Raw genomic sequence first — 17,250 nt, 5'->3', positions numbered from 1 at the left:
GTTCAACGGCCGGTGCCGGGCATCCGCTCGGTGTCCTCCTCCACGCTAGGTCAGTTCCCGGCGCTCTTCCTCTTGTGGACGATGCTCAGGGCCGTGGCGCCCAGAACCAGCAGGCTGAGGCCGGTGGCGGCGATCAGCGGGGTGGTGCTGGTGCCGCCGGTCTCGGCGAGGTTGGGGTCGGGCGAGGTGCCGCCACCCGCCGTGACGGGGCTGGGCTCGCCGACGGTCTGGGTCACAGCGCCGCTCGGGCTGCCCTGGATCCGGCAGTCCAGGACGCCGGCGAAGCGCTGCGCGTGACCGCCGGGATCCGTGATCGTGAAGTCGTAGGCCTGGTCTTCCTGGAGCGGGACGGTGATCGTCTCGGACGCGCCCGCGGCGATGGTGTGGCGGGTGTCCATCAGCTCGAAGGTGAACGGCTCGTCGCCCTTGTTGGCCACGGTGATGTCCAGGCCGCCCTTGGCGCAGTTCTTCACCGCGGACAGGGCGGGTATCGCACCCCCGACGGCCCAGGTCGCGCCGCTGGTGGCGGCGACCGTGGACTCGCTGGAGCCGGCCAGGATCTGGGTCTGGCTGCGGCTGTCGGAGGTGAAGGCGCGGCCGACCGGCACCGTGGTGGAGGCCTGTGCGGTCAGCGTCGCCGAGCCGTCCCCGGCGTCCTCCGGCACGTCGAAGAAGACCTGGCTGCCGTCCCTGGCGGACGTGATCTCCTTGCCGTCCTTGCCGACGATCCGCACGCCGCTGGTGGCGGCGCCCGCGGGAGGTGTCAGGGTCACGCTGCTCGCGTTGGTGTGCACCGTCACCGGGCCGAGCCGCTCGCCCGGGTGACCGGAGACGGCGGGCGGGTCGAGGGTGAGCGAGGCCCGCGGTTCGGGCAGGGCGCGTGCGCTCTTCTCCAGGTAGTCGGCGAGCTTCTCGGCCCGCGGCTCGACCGCGTCGACGTCCGCTCCGTCGGAGTAGCGCCAGATGGCCACCTGGGTGCCGGCCGCCGCGTCCTGCTCGGTGAGGCTCCCGACGCCGGCCTTGGCGGCGAGCGCCGCGAGATCGTTGACCTGCGGGTAGGAGTTCTGCAGGATCCAGCGGATCTTCCCGGCGTTCTTGTTGGTGACCAGCGAGGTGCCGCTCCAGGACGTCTCGCGGTACTTGGCATCCCGCTGCGTGGGGTTGTGCACGTCGACGCAGTACGTCTGCAGGGTCCCGCCGCCGTCGACGGACATCTCGAACAGGCCCGCGGAGACCTGGTGGTCACCGCCGTCGTCATGGATGACGGCGGTGCCGTAGGTCTTCAGGCCGCCGATGGTGGCGGTCGCGCCACCCGGACTCTGCGGCACACCGTCGGCGGCGGCCGGTCCGGCGGCGGCCAGCACACCCGCGGCGACGAATCCGGAGACCAGGGTGGCGGCGGCGAGCCGGGCCGCCCCCCGCCTGCGCACGGACGGCGCAGAGTACCAAGCACACACAGAATTCCCCTTCGAGCAGGACCCGTTGACGTGGGGGTGTGGTCCCACCAGCAGAATCTTCAAGCCCAGAGACAAGCCCAGAGAGCTGTGTCCGGCATCCTATGAAGCCCTCGCACCGGGACTTCGCTGTCATATCGTCAGATGACAGATCCGAATCGCAATCGTTATCGCCAAGATCACCTCAGCACACCGCCGCGACCGGCTCCGGCGGCCGCGGGGACTCCGTGTCCGCCGGGGCCGTCTCCCACGTGGGCTCCGGCTGGGGCGGCGGACTCGCGGGCCGGTGGTCCGTCCTGACGGTGCGTCGGACGGCCGACGTGCCCCGCGCCAGGTCGTGACCGATCGCCAGGGCGTCGATGTCCGCCGAGGTCCGGCTGGTGCCGTCGCGGGTCTCGGTGCGCACCTTCAGCCGGCCCTGCACGATGACGGGGTCGCCCACGGTCAGCGACGCCACCGCGTTGGCGGCGAGCTGGCGGTTGGCCCACACCGTGAAGAAGTTGGTGTGGCCGTCCGTCCACGCGCTCTTCTCCCGGTCCCAGTAGCGCGAGGTCACCGCCAGCCGGAACCGCGCCGAGGCGCCCGAGGGCAGCTCCCGGTGCACCGGCTGCGTCGCCACGTTCCCCACGGTGCAGACGATCGTCTCGTTCATCGTCGAAACCCCTCCCTCGCCCGGCCGCTCGGTCCGGGCGGACACGCGTACGGGCCCGTCCCGTACGGCTGCGTCTGCCGCGGCGACCGCGTATGTCGCGATCGCCGCGGAACCAGACTGCCTCCGTCCGGGCCGAGCCCGCCGAGCCCTGTGGACCACCGCCTGCCGGTGGAAAACTCCCTCACCCTTGTGGGCGAAGCCCCCCTGCTGTCCGACCTTTGTCTGCCCGGCCTCTATCCGACGCCCGCTCCCCTCACCAGCGCGTACTGCTCCCGCACCTCCCGGTACCGCAGGAGTTCCGCGGCCACCGGATCGAGCACCCTGGCCCGGCCGCACCCCGAGGCCGCCTCCCGCAGGCGGCGCTCGGCCTCCTGGCCGTACCGCCGTGCGGGCCCGCGCGCCGCGATCCGGCAGCTCCACTCCACGAGCGGTCCGCCCACGATGCCGGCGAGCATGATCAGCACGGGCAAACCCAGGTTCGGCGCCGTCACCCCGGCGATCTGGCCGACCAGCCACAGGCCGCCGGCCACCTGAAGGATCGTCATCGCCGCCTGGACGAGGACCGCGAGCGGCCACCAGCCGGGGCGCGGGGGCCGCCCCGGGGGCAGTCCGGCCCGCGACGCCAGCTGGTCCAGCGCCTCGGGCAGCCCCTGCGCACCGCGTACGGCGGCCTCGCGCACGGCCTGCGCCCAGGGCGGCGGCATGCCGGCGGAGGCCTGGTCGGCCACCGTGCGTACCGCGTGTTCGACCCGCTGCCGCGCGGTGGCCTCCTCGTCCTGCTGGTTGCGCAGCACGAGGCGTCCGGTGGGTGCCAGGCGCCGGCTCCCGCACCACCGCCACAGCCGCAGCCAGGGCGTGCCGCAGGCCTTGTTGGCGTTGCGCAGCCAGGCCCGCTCGGCCGCCTCACCGGCGGCGGTGGCGCCCACCGCGTCCGCCAGCCGGGCGGCGAACTCCTCGCGCGCCTCCTCGCTGAGCCCGGCGCTCGACCGGGTGGCGTAGACGGGCCGCAGGCGCTGGGCGGCGGCGTCCACGTCGGCCGAGATCCGCCGCACCGCCGCTCCGCGCTCGGCCACGAACTGGCCGAGTGCCTCGCGCAGTTCACCGACTCCGTCCCCGGTGAGCGCGGACAGCGACAGCACGGTCGTGCCCGGCTCGCCGTACTCGCCGAGGGCGATCCCGTCCTCGTCGAGCAGCCTTCGCAGGTCGTCGAGGACCTGGTCGGCGGCCTCGCCGGGCAGCCGGTCGACCTGGTTGAGGACGACGAACATGACCTCCGCGTGGCCGGCCATGGGCCGCAGGTAGCGCTCGTGGAGGACGGCGTCGGCGTACTTCTCCGGGTCGACGACCCAGATGACGGCGTCGACGAGCCGCAGGATGCGATCCACGTGCTCGCGGTGCTGCACGGCCGCCGAGTCGTGGTCGGGCAGGTCGACCAGGACCAGGCCGCGCAGCTGCGGGTCGGCGTCCTGGGCCTGCACCGGACGCCTGCGCAGCCGCCCCGGGATGCCGAGCCGGTCGATGAGACTGGCCGCGCCGTCGCTCCAGCTGCACGCAATGGGCGCCGCGGTGGTCGGCCGCCGTACACCGGTCTCCGAGATGGCGACGCCGGCGAGGGCGTTGAACAGCTGGGACTTGCCGCTGCCGGTGGCGCCCGCGATGGCGACGACCGTGTGCTGCCCGGAGAGCCGGCGTCGCGTCGCGGCCTCGTCGAGGACACGGCCCGCCTCCGCGAGGGTGCCGCTGTCGAGCCGGGTGCGGGACAGGCCCACCAGTTCGCGCAGCGCGTCGAGCCGGGACCGCAGCGGTCCGTCGTACGCCAGCGGGGGCACGGCCGAATGCCGGGCGATCCGGGGCTCCACGGGGACGAGTTCGGCGGGGGCCGTCTCGTTGACACGGCGCGCGATCAGCCCGTCGTCCCAGGCGCCGTCGGCCTCCGCACGGTTCGGTGCGTCGTCGTCCGTCCCGCGCGCGTCGCAGCCGTCGTGCCGCACGCGCGCGTGGCCGACGCCGGCCTCCTTCGCCGTGCCGACCTGCTCGGTCACCGAGGGCTCGGAGGCCGCCCCGGGGATCCGGTGGCCCTCGGCGTTGCCCGGCCTCTGCGCCTCTCCGGCCTCGGGCACCCCTTCGGCGCCGTGACCGTCCTCGGTCCCGGGGTCTGCCGCCCGGTCCCGGGCCCAGTTCTCTGAGCGCGTCTGCTCGCTGCCCGTACTCTCCCTGCTCGCCCTCGCGTCCGTCTCTCCGTCCGTGAGGACGGTGCCCTCCGTCTGATCGGTGGGTTCCGTCAGGTTCTGGTCAGTGATGGCGGTCACGGTCACCTCTCCTTCAGCAGTACGGACAGCGCGGCGATGAGTTCGGCCTGGGGCTCGGGGTGCAGGTCGAGGGCGTCGAGCGGGGCCAGACGGCGTTCGCGTTCGACGTGGATCACCCGGTCCAGGTGTTCGGTCAGCAGCCGCCCGGCGCGGTCGCGCAGCCGCAGTGCTCCGTGCGCGCCGATCCGTTCCGCGAGTCCCTCTCCCGCGGACCGCGCCCGGCGGCCTCCCAGCAGCCCGGTGGCGGCCAGGGCGGCGACGACCTCGGGGTCCGGCGCCACGCTCCGGTCCAGCCGGCCCACCTCGTCCTCGGCGTACTCCTCCAGCTCCCGCCGCCAGCGCCGTACGGCCAGCCCGATGCGGTGTTCGGCGCTCTCCGACGTGTGGTCGCGGCCATCGAGCCCCGGCACCGTGGCGGCCGGCTCGTGCCGCCAGGCCTCGTCGACGCGCTCGTCGGCGGCGGTGACGGCGCACAGCAGCAGGGTGCCCAGGCTCTCCACTAGCGCGTCGAGCAGTTCCCCGGCGGAGCAGTCCAGGGGGAAGGCGCGCCATCTCTTCAGGGCGCCCCCGGCGAGCACCGCCCCGGCCTGGAGCCGTCCCCGCACGCGCGTGTGCTCGCTGTCGTAGGCCGTGTCGACGGCCGAGGTGAGTCGCAGCCCGGCCGCGTACTGGGCGGCGGTGGCACTGGCCAGCTCGGGCATCCGGGACTTCAGCGAGTCGAGCAGGCCCTGGGCGGTACGGGTCATGACGTACTCCCGGGCCCCGGGATCCTGGGCCTGGTGGACCAGCCAGGTGCGCAGCTGCGCGACGGCGGAGGCGGGCAGCAGGCCCCCGCCCCAGGCCGACTCGGGCAGCTCGGGCACGGTGAACCGCGGCACCTCGCCCAGTCCGGCCTTGGTGAGCAGCGCCCCGTACTGGCGGGAGACCTCCGAGGCGACCTGGTGCGGCACCCGGTCCAGCACGGTCACCAGCGTGGCGTCGTACTCCTTGGCCGTGCGCAGCAGGCGCCACGGGATCGCGTCGGCGTACCGGGAGGCCGTGGTGACCATGACCCAGATGTCGGCGGCACAGAGCAGCTCGGCGGCGAGGACACGGTTGTCGGCGATCAGTGAGTCGATGTCGGGCGCGTCGAGGAGGGCGAGACCGAGGGGCAGGGTGTCGACGGTCTCCACGCGCAGCACCCGGGAGGGGGCGCTCTCCTGCGTCAGCAGGTCGTCCGCGGCCCCGGGGGAGCCCCTGGGCACCCACACGCGCGTGAGGTCCGGCAGGACGCGCATGCCACTGAACCAGTGGTGGTCCTCCGGATGGCAGACCAGCACCGGTGTCCGTGTGGTCGGCCGCAGCACGCCCGCCTCGCTGACCCGCCGTCCGACGAGCGAGTTGACGAGGGTGGACTTCCCAGCGCCCGTGGATCCCCCGACGACCGCCAGCAACGGAGCTTGGGGCCTTCTCAAGCGGGGCACCAAGTAGTCGTCGAGCTGTGCGAGCAGTTCGTCGCGGTTGACACGCGCGCGTGGAGCCCCTGCCAGGGGCAGCGGGAAGCGTGCGGCGGCGACGCGGTCGCGCAGGGCGGAGAGTGCGTCGAGCAGCTGAGGCCTTACGTCCAAGGTCACCACATGCGAAGAATGCCCAATTTTAGGGGAATTCTGAAGCATATGAGCATGTCTGCGCGCCGATAGAACACAACGGACGGAAGGGACGACTGGGGCGCGGGCACAGCCCAGGCATAACGAGTGCACAACACCAGGTGCGCCGGACGTCAAAAGCGATGCACGATTCGTACCCGCCTGCGATTATCAGGACCGCTTCACCGAACCTCCACATTGAGCCACGGAGGCGAAGCAACCGGGACATGGATCCGGGAGCCCTATCCTTGTCCCCGGCGATGTCTCGGATCAGCCCCACCAGGGCACCGCGACAGAGGCCACCACACCAGGCCCCCGTAGCTCAGTGGATAGAGCAGGCGCCTTCTAAGCGCTTGGCCGCAGGTTCGAGTCCTGCCGGGGGCGCCAGTCTCCGCCCTCCCTCACGGGAGGGCTTTTCGCTGGTCAGGCAGGGTTTCACCGCACACGGCGAAGCCCCGGGCACTCCCCCGACGATCATGGGGAGGCTCCGGGGCTGTCCGGCTGTCACCGGGTTTTCGCGGGTGGCCGTGTCGAATACGTGTCGAAGTTCTCAGCCGGGACGGTCAGCCGCCGTCCGGCAGCTCCGGAAGATCCCCCGCAGCTTCGAGCCGCCTCTTGAGATCAGGAAGCTGCCCCTCGACACAGCGGGCGTACGTGGCCAGAAGCACCGGGACACTGTTGCCGGCCCAGTCCGCCACCTGAGCGGGCGGTATCCCGTCGTTGAGCCACTTCGTCAGGCGCGTGTGGCGGTTGTCGTACACGCGCTTCCCCGTCGGCGACTCGAAGACGTGGGGAGACAGCACCGCCCTGCGCGCACCGTGCCAGGCCCGGCGGACGACGGAGCCCGCGAGGATGCCGCCCCTCTCCCCCTGGAAGAGCAGGTCACCCGGCTGGAGCCGCTCGTCCTCGATGTGCTGCCGCAGGATCCGCGTCAGAGCGGGATGCCCCGGCACGGTGCGGGTCTCCCCCTCGGCACGGCCCTTCAAGTCGCGCTCTTCGTGGATCTCCCCCGTGTCGGTCCACTGCTTGCCGACCTCCGGAGTCGCCGTGTGGATCAGAAGTTCACTCCACTGGTCTGCGGCATCAGGAACGGGCAAGGTCACATCTTCCACCCGAATGGCCACTGCTTCCTCGGGACGCGGACCGCAGTAGTACAACGTGGCGAAAAACGCGTGCAGGCGCCTGCCTCCGCGCGGCCGACGCCGGATCCAGTCGAGGAGCGCTGCGGCCTGGTCTGGACCCATCAGCGACCGCTTGTCCACGGCGTTGGTGGTCTTGGTGGCAGCGGTCGTGTCCTTCCCCTTGGGGAGGGGGTTATCCCGCAGGATGCGCCGCCGCATCGCATGCTTCATGGCGACGTTCAGGATCCGCCGATGCCGCTTGCGTGACCATGCGGCGGCCTGCCTGCCGTCGAGACGTGTGTCTAGGACTCGTAAGACCTCGTCGACCTTGTCCGGGTCCTCCCAGGCCGAGACGGGAAGCGAGTTCCGCTCCACCCACCTGAGGATGCTCTCCACGTCGCGGGGAGCCGCACCGCGCCGGTTCGTGTTGAACGCCCATTCGCGCAGGGCGGTACGCACCGCGGCCGGCTCGAACTGAGCGGGCTTGACGCGCAGGAGCGCCACGGTGGTCGCGGTCAGGGTCTTGGCGAGGTTCTTCCGGCTGTTGCCGCCGAGTTGGGCCCAGCGCGCGTCCACGTACTCGACGGCGAACTTGTACCAGCTCATCGCGGCCGACTTGGAGCGATGCGACACCGGCAGGCCGGTCGCGATGACGAACGCCTCACCCTTACCGGCCGCCCTGATGAGTTCGGAGCGGAAGCCCTCGGCGAGCGCGACAGTGTCGAACGGCTCACGCCAGCGCTTGCCCGCCACCACCCAGCGCACCGTGTAGGTGGTCTTCCGGGCGCCCTTGTACGTGAGGATCTTGTAGATCTTGACGTCGTACGTCGTCTCCATCAGGCGGCGTCCTCACGGTCGTCGAGCCAGTGTTCGAGGTCGCTCCGCCGGATCCTGAGGTCGCCGTTCGGGAGCTTGATGCAGCGCGGGGCACGGCGCTTCGCGCGCCAGTCGTAGAAGGTCGAGCGCGAGACGGCCAGTTCCTCGCAGACCTCCGCGAGGGTGAGCATGCTGCGTGACCGGATGGCCGTGGTCATGTCGTGCTCCCTTCGCTCAGAAGGGCGTCGCGGGCGGTCTCACGGTTGGTCTGGAGGTCGCGCGCGACGGTCGCGGCGAGGGCGGCTTCGCCCGGTGTGTGGCCGTGGCCGGCGTACTGCCAGTCCGTCAGGACGAGGACGGTGTCCGGCTCCCGGTCGTCGAGGCCCAGGGCGGATGCTTCCTGGGCGGCGCGGTAGTCGGCGCGTTCCTGGCGGAGGGCGCCGAGGGTGGTGGAGTAGCTGCGCGACTTGGACGAGAAGTGGCCGCGGAAGCCGAGCATGTGCGCCCAGGCCCAGAGGCGCCGGTCCGGATACAGGGCGTCCAGGTCGCGGCACGCGATGATGAGCCGACGGGTGTGGTCCGGGACCTGGTGGCGGTCGAGTTCGGCGAGTTCGCCGATACGGCGGTCCAGGGTGCCGGTGTTCTCGGCAGCCTTGGTGGCGTACTTGGCCACGTACGAGGCGACGGCCTGTTCGGTGATGTCGGAGCCGTCGCCGAAGGCCTTGACCGGGCGCACGTCGAGCTGTCGACCCCATCGGAACGTCCTGGTCGGCTGGTCACCGGCTGCCGGGACCGAGACGGACGTGTACGAGTGCGCGGCGGCGGCGCGCATCGCGTCCGTGAGGAGGTCGACCGTGGCCCAGGCGGGCGGCGGTGTCCCGGGACCCTCCGGGCCGTCCAGGCGTACGACGGCGTGGAAGTGCAGGGCCCCGCGCTTCTGGAACTCGGCGACCTTGCCGTACGAGACGCGAAGGTGTTCGGCGAGTTCTCGGCGAGGAAGGCCGGCGCGGGCGGCGAGTTCGCGGCGCAGCCGCGTGGTGAAGCGCTGCCAGAGCTGTCCGGCGTGGTTGTTGAACAGCACGGCGCCCTCGTAGTCGTAGGTGTCCGGGTCGAGAGCGGTGCCCAGCTCCAGGGCGTCGGAAGCGTGCTGGGCGCCGCAGCGGCAGGTGCCGTGGTCGGGGCGGTTGTGGACCGGGCCGAACGAGGGGGCGGTGAGGGTGGCGAAGACGAGCGGGTGATCGCGGACGGCGGCGGGAATGTCGCGGCGGTCGTCCCCGGCCAGGCCGGCGCGGATCAGGTGGTAGGTGTCGCCCGCGTAGGTCCAGGCGCAAGCCGGGCATCGGGAGGCGCGGCGGTTGCCGCAGGCGAGGCGGAGGCGTCCGCCCGGCTCGTTCGCGGTGGAGTAGTGGTGCAGGGTCTCGCCGGTGGTCTTGTCCTTGTGGAGGATCCAGCCGGTGAGGTGGATCGGGTCGGCGCAGCCGCCGGTGCGGCGGATCTGGTCTTCCCAGCGGGCGTAGTCGGAGGCCGAGGCCACCCGGAGCACGTCCCGGAGGGTGGTGGGGTCGAGCAATGTGTCTGGCATGGGCGCGCTCGGTGTCGCGGGTGAGGCGCGGTGGGCCATGCTGGGGGTTCCTTCCGGTTGCGAGATCGGACAGGGACGGCGCCCGGGCGGCGGATGCTTGGCGGTATCGAGGCCGCCCGGGAGCCGGTCAGCGTCGCTTGGCGTGGGAGGCGAGCAGGGAGCGCAGGACGACCGCGCAGACAGCGACCGAGGCTCCGGTGATGGCGACCGCCAGGAGCAGGGAGACCAGGACGGCGCCGAGGACCAGGACGACGGCCGTGCCACCGCCGACGAGGGCGAGCGCGGTGCCGGGTGTGACCTGGACGACCGGGCGGGACGAGGCGGGGGCGACGGGCACCGGCGACGGGACCGAGGTGCCCGGGGTGATGCTGGTCGGCTCGACGACCGTGGGCGGGGTGGCCGGGCCGGTGGGCTGCGGCATGACCGGGAGCTTGGGCCGGAACATGAACGGATCTCCTCTCGCGGGCGGGTTACCTGACGGCGGTGTCGATGACGGGGGCCAAGAGGCTGTCGGCGAGGAGGTAGCCGCCGAGGAGCAGCACGGCGATGAGCCACCACGGCGGGCGGATGAGCTTGACGCCGAGGTAGCCGACGGCCAGCAGGGCGAACCAGAGGGGGACGTCCACGGGCGGTGTCTCCTAGCGGACGGCGCAGCGGTGGGTGCGGGCGGCGAGCTGGGCGGCGGTGTGGCTGGAGTAGTCGGCGGACCAGCCGCAGCGGTCGGCGGTGCAGACGGCGGCGTGCGTGGTCCGGCCGTTGCGGTCGCGGTGGGTGCCGATCTGCACGGGGCCGATCCGCAGCACGGAGTGGAAGTTGTCGCGGGCGGGCATCGCGGTGTCTCCTTCCTGGTCAGGCGAGGTGGGCGGCGATGGCGTCGGCGAGGTGCGGCGGGACGCCAAGGCGGGAGCGCAGGGTGTCGGGATCGATCGGGGATCCGGTGCGGGTGCGGTACTCGTCGGCGACCTTGCGGGCGTGGTCGACCAGCACGGCGGGGACCGGAGGAGCAGGCACCCGGGCGGAGGAGACGTGGGCTTCCTGGGCTGCTGCGGTGTCGGGTACGGGCAGGACTTCCGTGACCGTCGCGCGTTCGGTGTCCGGTACCGGCTGCTCGGCGGGGGGCTCGGCGTCCCGCGTGTCCGCGACGGGTGCCGGCGGAACCGGCTCCGACTCCGCAGCCGACGAGTGAGCGAGGAGCGTTCCACCGAGGAAGGCGACTGCGGGCCATCCGGCGATGCCGAGGCGGAGCAGGGCGGGCGGGTCGGTCAGGTCGAGGAACCCGGCGGTGGCCACGTTGGCACCGAGCGAGGCGAACAGCGCGACGACGAACCAGCACCAGGCCAGCCGGGACGGGCCCTCACTGCGCAGGCGGCGCCAGGCAGCGACCAGGAGCAGGTCGACGCTGACCGGGTAGGCCCACGCCTTCCAACCGTTCTGTCCGGCAGCCGCGGCGAGGTCGTGCAGGTGGGCGAAGGACAGGGCACCGGCGATCACGGCCTGAACCAGGACCGCGTCGACCCGGAGAGCGTGACGGGCACCCATCAGGAGCCACCCGGGTAGTCGGGGCCGCCGTCGGGGTCGTAGTCGGACGGGAACGTGCCGAGCGGCGGCTCGGGCAGCGAGACGGCCAGGGACGGGCTGACGGCTTCCACGAAGTCGAGGTCGGCGCCAGCCATGTCGGCGTACAAGGCGAGTTGGCCGAGCAGGAGCACGGTCCGTGCGAAGTCCTCGCAGTTCGGGCACATGCCGGGTTCTCCCTTCTTTGGGCATGGCGGGGGTAGGGACTTGGCGCGAAGGCGGTCACGCCGGCCGGTGGGATCCGACAGATCAGGCAGCGGCCGAGGAGAGCTTGACCAGCGGCACGGGCGCGTCATCGGACCCGAGGTCGGGCCGGAAGGGGGCCAGTTCGGGCAGGTCCGGGGTCTGGTCGGCGTGCCGGTTGCAGATGTTCACGGCTTGGCGGAGCGATGTGTGCGGGGCGCGGATGCGGTGCCATCCTCCGGAGGAGTCGCCCGCGATGGCGAGCCCCCGCATCTCGGCCGGGATCTGGATGGCGGCGAGGACGGCGTCCGGGGAGATGTCGCCGAAAGCCATGTTGGCGGATGTCTCGTCGTTGACGCGGTGGGCGGTACGGCTGGTGAGTTGGGCGCGGAGCATCGTGATGCCCTTGCCGAGTTCGGAGCCGAAGCGCTGCCCGCAGATCTCGAGGTAGATGCCGGCCGCGCGGCCGAGTTGGGCAAGGCGGACCAGGGCGGTGACGACGCGGTCCCGGCGCCTCTCCTCCTCCTTGTTGGCGTACAGGGCGAGTTCGGCGACCTCATCGACCAGGACCACGACCGGAACCGGACGCACATCGGCCGGCAAATCCCAGATGTCGGCGGCGATCTCCGCATCCGGCACGTCAGCGGTGATCCGTTGCTGAGTCCGGATGAGCTGATAGACGCGTTCCATCCGGGCCACGAGCGCATCGAGTACTTCGGCGGCGGTGTCGGGGTCGTCGGCCAGCGCGGAGAACCGGCGGGCCAACGGGAACAGTTCGACCCCCTGCTTGCAGTCGATGCCGACGAGGGCGACGTCCATCGGTGCGAGTCCGGCGACCAGGTTGCGTTGGTAGACGGACTTGCCGGACTCCGTGGCTCCGAGGGTGAGGGCATGGGGTACCGCCCGGTAGTCGCGGTAGTGCACCGAACCGTCCTGCCGCAGGGCGACCGGCACCCGCATGGGCCGGGTATCGGTCTCGGTCGGCATCTGCACCCGCTTGAGCACGTCGTAGCCGGTCATCCGCACCTCTACGACGCCGGAGCGCAGCTCACGCGAGGTCACGCCGTACATCGAGAACGAGTGCCGAAGCCGGTCCGAGGCGGCGGCGATGTCGAAAGCATCCTGCCCGGGACGGAGCTTGAGCCGCAGCACCAGGCCGGTACGAGTCGGCCGCAGCCGCAGGATGCGCGGCGAACGGGGCTCCGGTATCGGCCGGTTGGCGGCACGGGCGAGGGCGAGCCGCCACCGCGCCGGCGGGACGGTCAGTCCGCAGGCGTCCATGACGGAGCCGTAGCGGACCAGGACCCGCACCACGGCCAACGTGACCCCGAAGGTCAACCAGTACCAGGCGGGGCGCCGCCACCGCAGGAGTCCCACGGCGGCGGCGACCAGCACCAGGGCGACCGTGAAGCCGGTCATGATCAGGCCGCCTCGGGCCTTGCGGCGACGTCGGCGAGCGAGGTGACCGCGACCGCACGGAACGCGATGCCGTGCCGCTTCTGGCCGTTGAAGTCGTTCTCCCAGGGCCGGGCGATCAGGCCGGTGAGCGCGACCGGCGTGCCCATGGACAGCTCGCCGCTGATCCCGGGCTCCGGGACCGTGATGGAAAGGATCTCCACCTCCTCGTTCGCCGCGAACATCACGTCGACCGTCATCAGCTTCGCTCCGGTCTCGGCGTCGGTGGCGATCTCGCCGGTACGGCGGTCACGCACCTTGACCTGCGGGGACTTGGCGACCATCACGACCGCGCTGGCGGTGTCGACGGGAATCTGACGCACGGAAACCACTCCTCTATAGATCCTGGACTCCGTCACTCATGTACAGGAGTGACATGAAGAAGAGTGCCCGACTCCTATACATGAGTCAACCCGCCACGGAGAAGAACCCGTGACGGGCTGCAGGAAGTTGAGGGGGTGTCAGTCGGCGGCGGGGATCCGGTACTCGAAAACGAACTGGTCAGCGGCCATGAGGGTGTCGCACACCTCGACCACGAGACCCGCGGTCGTACGAGCCTCCCGGATCAGGTGGACCACGGGCGCCCCCGGGCTCAACGCCAGCTCCGATGCCTCCGCCTTGGAGGCCGGCCGCGCTTGGAGCGTCTCCACGAACTCCGCGAACTCATGCCCGTGGTCTTCGAGTCGGGCGTAGATGCCACCGCCGCCGGGATTCTCGGCGAACAACTCCGGGATCTCCTTCACGACGTCCCAGGGGAGGTAGGACGTGGCGGTCTCGACCGGGGTGCCGTTGCGGAAGTAGAGGCGTCGGCGTGCCAGCACCTGCGTGCCAACGGGGACGCCCAAACGCTCAGCGGCGTCCTCGGGTGCCTCCATGGGCCCGATGTAGAGGACGCTGACCTTGGCGGTGGCGCCGGACTGCGTGGACTCCGCAAGGTAGGCCGCTTTCCCTCCCTGCCGGAGCGAACGCCGGAAGCGGTCGGAGGAGCGGTGCCGCACCGGAGGCCGGTTCTTCACGATCGAGCCCTTGCCGTGCCGGGTCTCGACCAGCCCACTCGCCCGCACCTCGACCATGGCCTTACGGATCGTCCCGCCGGACACGCCATAGCGCTCCACCAGCTCGGACTCGCTCGGCACCATGTCGCCGGGCTTCAGGACGCCAGCCCGGATCTGCTGCATGATCTCGTCCGCGATCTGCACGTATCGAGGCCCGGAACCGACCCCTCCAGCCGCAGTTCCCATAGTCCTTCTCTGCCTCCTATGCTCCTCTACATGAGTCAACCACAGGAAGCGGCACCATCTCCCCTGCACTCCGTGTCCGTGGCCGGAGTGGTGGTGCGCGAGGATGGCCGCCTCCTGGCGATCCGCCGAGCCGACAACGGCACCTGGGAACTCCCCGGCGGCATCCTCGAACTCGACGAGACGCCCGAGGCCGGCGTGGCCCGCGAGGTCCTGGAGGAGACCGGCATCCACGTCGAGGTGGACGAACTCACCGGCGTCTACAAGAACATGACCCGCGGCGTCGTCGCCCTGGTCTTCCGCTGCAAGCCCTCCGGCGGCACCGAACGCACCTCAAGCGAGTCCACGGCCGTCTCCTGGCTCACACCCGACGAGGTCAGCGAGCGTATGACAGAGGCCTTCGCGGTCAGGCTCTTGGACGCACTGGACGGCAACGGCCCCCACGTACGCAGCCACGACGGCAAGCACCTCATCCCAGCGGGATAAAACCTTCTCTCCTTCATCAAGGCCCGCGCACGGCGCGGGCGCGCGCCGCCTCTGCGGCGCGGCCTGCCTCCTGTCTCCGCCCCGGCTGGCCGCGCCCGGCGGCGCGCTGCGCGCAGCGGGCAGAGCAGAGAAAACCCTATGTGGCTGAGGTCGGTCGGCTCCACGACTTTAGCCAGCCACTTTGGCGCGAGCCTCGAAGATCATGGCCCAACATCGGGCACTAACGGGCAGGTCCACAAGCCTGCCCACTCGCGGGTCAGCGTAATGGGCCATGATCACTCACGCCAAATCAGCTCCAGGCCAAAGCCGTTCCGCCGACCTATTTGTTCCCGTTCTACCCCCAAGCGAGCAGCACTCCTGACATCATGCAGAACGACCGTACTTAGGGAGGAAGCATGAAGACTCCTGAGTCTCATATCACCGTTGCCATCGTCGAGGCCCCCGACTCCGACCCGAATGAGGTCTGGGACCTCGGATTCTGGCAACTTGACATGTTCACAGAGGAGGTGATCGCGGAGCTTGAGACCATCGCATGGGCTGAGGGGAACGAATATCCCAACAACTATTCAGTGGGCGCACGCTCAGGTCGGCTCAATTGGGGAGCCTCCGGGTCTTTCTCAGAGATCATATTGCAGGTGGGTACTGGAACAGCTGCAGGAGTCGGAGCACCTGCGATCACTGCAGCCATCAAGTCGGTGTATCAAAAGCTCAAAAAGCGAGCGCAACGGGAGTCCTTGGAGAGCGCGCCCACCATCGAGGACGCGGAACAGCTCGCTAAGGCGCGGATTCACGAGCACTACCACGTTGCCATGGACAGACTTACGGTGATTCGATCAGAGATCGCCACCGAATCTCATAGATACGACTTCGAATTCTCATCCGAGGATGGGCGTAAATTCGGGGCCACGGTAGGAGCCATCGAGGGAATCTCGTCCTGCACCCGAATTTGGTCGGAAGGAAACCAGCCGTAAAGCGCCGACGCGCGGCGGCGGTCGCACCCGCCTCATGGTCTGGGACGCCCCAGTCGAACGACTGACGTGCTGGGCAGATCCGGCGCGAAGTCCTTGGGCCGTCTCTGGGCCGTGCGAGGTCACCCGACACCGACAGAAGCCCACGGCATCTGAGCTGGTCAGGGCCGTGGGCTTCTTCTGCCTCGCTGGTCAGCGGGACGGGTGATCAGTAGACCGGCTACTGACCGCAGTTGCCGGCGGTCCTGACCTGCGGGGTTGACTGAGTCATTCCGTCATCGATGTACTTCCACGCATGCCAGGGACGGATGACGATCAGTCGATTGAGGCTCACCCCGCTGTTTCCCAGCCCGTGGCCACGGCTCAGGACTACGTGGACACCAGACTGTCTCAATACCAAAGTTGGTACGACAAGAAGGCCGTTAAGACGAAGGCCATGCATCTACGGATGCGGACGGTATCCGTCGTCGGGGGTGCATTGGTTCCAGTGTTGGTCAACTTGGATCTGCCATTCGCCAAGCTCACTGCCACCGTGCTTAGCTTGATCGTCGTCGGCTCCGTGTCCTTGGAGAGCGTGTACCGCTACCGCGAACAGTGGAAGAACTACAGGTCAACTGAGCAGCTCCTTGGGCATGAGCGGATCTACTTTGAAACCAAGGTAGGGCCCTACTCAGGTCTGTCCTACAGCGAAGCATTCACGACCTTAGTCGCCCGTGTAGAGAGCGCAATCGCCAACGAGAACTCCGCGACGCTCAACGTGATGACGTTGGGTGGCCAGGTAAATGCTGATGTTCAAACACCACCCGGCATCCCGGGTGCCCGGCGAGAGCTCCAGTAGAGGACTGCGACCTCTGGAGAGGCGCCGTACGATCCGATGGCAGTCCTCGCACTGTGGATACTGCTAGACAGGCAAAACTTGATCGCCCATCACCTACAGGTAAAGGATGGACTGAATGGTCTCATCCACGCGTTGTGGGCCGTGGAACCGCTCGTCAAACAGCGTGCGGCAACGAGACGCAGATTCCGCAAATTCAGTTTCCATCACTCCTTACCGGTCAGTGACTTGAAGACACCAATCGCTGAAGACATTAAGGCGATAATCGCACCCAAGCTAGCCAAGGCTGTGGTCGCGTTCGGAAAGAGCTCGGACGAAATTTGCCGCCATCTACGACGCAAAACGAGCGCTTTCAACTTCTGCCACTGATGTTGCTTGATGTGGCAGCCCCGTAAAACTCCTCGACCGTTGTTTCTGCATTGCTCCACGTCACCACGGTTAAGCGCGCCACATGGCACAGGCGCCTGAAAAAGAAACCAAAGGAAGCTAAGTGCAGATAAGGCGGCGATGCCGGCGGGGCCTATGTCAGAAGTCAACCACCCAGTGATAGCAATGACGAATACGATGAGTCCCCAGTAGCGCCATAGGTCATTCTTTTTCTTCTTCGCCATGCAGGCGGACTGTAGTAAGACCCTATGAAACCGATCACGGGCGCACGGACGGCGCACAGGGTCACGGTCGGGGCGGAGGGCTCTGTCGTCCACCCCGGCGCGCACAGCAACAAGCGGTGCTCACGCAGCACTGCGCCGACGGCAGTGACGGCAACGACAACAGACGGCAGTGGAGCTGGGCAGCCCGGCACGGCGGCCGCAGGGAGACTGCGGAGCGTCCCACCGGAGCCTGCCCGCATCTTCTAAGACCGTGTCCTACGTGGTGAGGCGAAGGAGTCTCTTGTAGCAGCACAGGGCGGCGGCGAGTCCGAGAAAGGCCAGGTAGTTGCGGGGATTGCGC

At 69.6% G+C, this 17,250-nt stretch carries 19 protein-coding genes and 1 tRNA gene; 4 read left to right on the top strand and 16 right to left on the bottom strand.

Annotated features, from left to right (window positions below; translation table 11 throughout):
* Positions 1-50: 50 nt before the first annotated feature.
* The 4 genes from ACIHCX_RS00100 to ACIHCX_RS00085 all read right to left on the bottom strand — a co-directional run bounded on the left by ACIHCX_RS00100 (position 51) and on the right by ACIHCX_RS00085 (position 6,031).
* Entirely contained in the window at positions 51-1,430 is a 1,380-nt protein-coding gene (locus tag ACIHCX_RS00100) for a Cys-Gln thioester bond-forming surface protein (RefSeq protein WP_400025090.1), read from the bottom strand.
* A gap of 208 nt (positions 1,431-1,638) precedes the next feature.
* Positions 1,639-2,106 (bottom strand): single-stranded DNA-binding protein, encoded by a 468-nt coding sequence (locus tag ACIHCX_RS00095; RefSeq protein WP_400025089.1) that lies wholly within the window; start codon positions 2,104-2,106, stop codon positions 1,639-1,641.
* Positions 2,107-2,339: 233 nt separating this feature from the next.
* Positions 2,340-4,415 carry a GTPase gene (locus ACIHCX_RS00090; protein ID WP_400025087.1) on the bottom strand — a complete coding sequence of 692 codons (2,076 nt, stop codon included), beginning with the start codon at positions 4,413-4,415 and terminating at the stop codon, positions 2,340-2,342.
* A 2-nt stretch (positions 4,416-4,417) separates the two neighbouring features.
* A complete protein-coding gene (locus ACIHCX_RS00085) occupies positions 4,418-6,031 on the bottom strand; it encodes a dynamin family protein (protein WP_400025085.1) in 1,614 nt (537 codons plus the stop codon).
* Between the two features lie 320 nt (positions 6,032-6,351).
* On the opposite strand from ACIHCX_RS00085, the gene ACIHCX_RS00080 reads away from it, so the two are divergent.
* Positions 6,352-6,427 (top strand) — tRNA-Arg (locus tag ACIHCX_RS00080).
* Positions 6,428-6,603: 176 nt separating this feature from the next.
* Here the strand turns inward: ACIHCX_RS00080 and ACIHCX_RS00075 are convergent.
* From ACIHCX_RS00075 to ACIHCX_RS00025, 11 genes are all read right to left on the bottom strand, one after another.
* A complete protein-coding gene (locus ACIHCX_RS00075; protein ID WP_400025083.1) occupies positions 6,604-7,998 on the bottom strand; it encodes a tyrosine-type recombinase/integrase in 1,395 nt (464 codons plus the stop codon).
* Positions 7,998-8,195, bottom strand: a complete 198-nt coding sequence (locus ACIHCX_RS00070; RefSeq protein WP_362347845.1) for a helix-turn-helix domain-containing protein — start codon at positions 8,193-8,195, stop codon at positions 7,998-8,000. The genes ACIHCX_RS00075 and ACIHCX_RS00070 overlap by 1 nt, the downstream gene beginning before the upstream one ends.
* Positions 8,192-9,559, bottom strand: coding sequence for a replication initiator protein RepSA (gene repSA / locus ACIHCX_RS00065; protein WP_400025082.1), 1,368 nt, complete (start codon positions 9,557-9,559; stop codon positions 8,192-8,194). Before repSA ends, ACIHCX_RS00070 begins: the two co-directional genes overlap by 4 nt.
* Before the next feature lie 127 nt (positions 9,560-9,686).
* Positions 9,687-10,004: a SpdD-like protein gene (locus ACIHCX_RS00060; RefSeq protein WP_400025080.1), complete on the bottom strand. Its 318-nt coding sequence runs from the start codon at positions 10,002-10,004 to the stop codon at positions 9,687-9,689.
* Between the two features lie 25 nt (positions 10,005-10,029).
* Positions 10,030-10,185 (bottom strand): hypothetical protein, encoded by a 156-nt coding sequence (locus ACIHCX_RS00055; RefSeq protein ID WP_390839833.1) that lies wholly within the window; start codon positions 10,183-10,185, stop codon positions 10,030-10,032.
* Between the two features lie 12 nt (positions 10,186-10,197).
* Positions 10,198-10,389, bottom strand: coding sequence for a mobile element transfer protein (locus ACIHCX_RS00050; protein WP_400025078.1), 192 nt, complete (start codon positions 10,387-10,389; stop codon positions 10,198-10,200).
* 19 nt (positions 10,390-10,408) lie between these two features.
* Positions 10,409-11,098, bottom strand: coding sequence for a DUF2637 domain-containing protein (locus tag ACIHCX_RS00045; RefSeq protein WP_400025076.1), 690 nt, complete (start codon positions 11,096-11,098; stop codon positions 10,409-10,411).
* Positions 11,098-11,301, bottom strand: coding sequence for a hypothetical protein (locus ACIHCX_RS00040; protein ID WP_400025075.1), 204 nt, complete (start codon positions 11,299-11,301; stop codon positions 11,098-11,100). Before ACIHCX_RS00040 ends, ACIHCX_RS00045 begins: the two co-directional genes overlap by 1 nt.
* An 82-nt stretch (positions 11,302-11,383) precedes the next feature.
* On the bottom strand, positions 11,384-12,736 hold the full coding sequence (locus ACIHCX_RS00035; RefSeq protein ID WP_400025073.1) for an FtsK/SpoIIIE domain-containing protein: 1,353 nt from the start codon (positions 12,734-12,736) through the stop codon (positions 11,384-11,386).
* 2 nt (positions 12,737-12,738) lie between these two features.
* Entirely contained in the window at positions 12,739-13,095 is a 357-nt protein-coding gene (locus ACIHCX_RS00030; RefSeq protein WP_400025071.1) for a hypothetical protein, read from the bottom strand.
* 138 nt (positions 13,096-13,233) lie between these two features.
* Positions 13,234-14,013 carry a GntR family transcriptional regulator gene (locus tag ACIHCX_RS00025; protein ID WP_400025069.1) on the bottom strand — a complete coding sequence of 260 codons (780 nt, stop codon included), beginning with the start codon at positions 14,011-14,013 and terminating at the stop codon, positions 13,234-13,236.
* An 18-nt stretch (positions 14,014-14,031) separates the two neighbouring features.
* On the opposite strand from ACIHCX_RS00025, the gene ACIHCX_RS00020 reads away from it, so the two are divergent.
* The 3 genes from ACIHCX_RS00020 to ACIHCX_RS00010 all read left to right on the top strand — a co-directional run bounded on the left by ACIHCX_RS00020 (position 14,032) and on the right by ACIHCX_RS00010 (position 16,302).
* Positions 14,032-14,496 carry an NUDIX hydrolase gene (locus ACIHCX_RS00020; RefSeq protein WP_400025067.1) on the top strand — a complete coding sequence of 155 codons (465 nt, stop codon included), beginning with the start codon at positions 14,032-14,034 and terminating at the stop codon, positions 14,494-14,496.
* A gap of 395 nt (positions 14,497-14,891) precedes the next feature.
* On the top strand, positions 14,892-15,467 hold the full coding sequence (locus ACIHCX_RS00015) for a hypothetical protein (protein ID WP_400025065.1): 576 nt from the start codon (positions 14,892-14,894) through the stop codon (positions 15,465-15,467).
* A 370-nt stretch (positions 15,468-15,837) separates the two neighbouring features.
* Positions 15,838-16,302, top strand: a complete 465-nt coding sequence (locus ACIHCX_RS00010; protein ID WP_400025063.1) for a DUF4231 domain-containing protein — start codon at positions 15,838-15,840, stop codon at positions 16,300-16,302.
* A 203-nt stretch (positions 16,303-16,505) separates the two neighbouring features.
* Here ACIHCX_RS00010 and ACIHCX_RS00005 read toward each other — a convergent pair whose 3' ends face one another.
* The gene (locus ACIHCX_RS00005) at positions 16,506-16,910 is read right to left on the bottom strand and encodes a hypothetical protein (RefSeq protein ID WP_400025061.1); all 405 of its coding nucleotides are present in this window, start codon (positions 16,908-16,910) and stop codon (positions 16,506-16,508) included.
* Positions 16,911-17,250: the final 340 nt, after the last annotated feature.

It is taken from the genome of Streptomyces sp. NPDC052043, from assembly GCF_044548235.1.
Lineage (GTDB): Bacteria > Actinomycetota > Actinomycetes > Streptomycetales > Streptomycetaceae > Streptomyces.
This window is presented reverse-complemented; position numbering and strand designations above follow the sequence as displayed.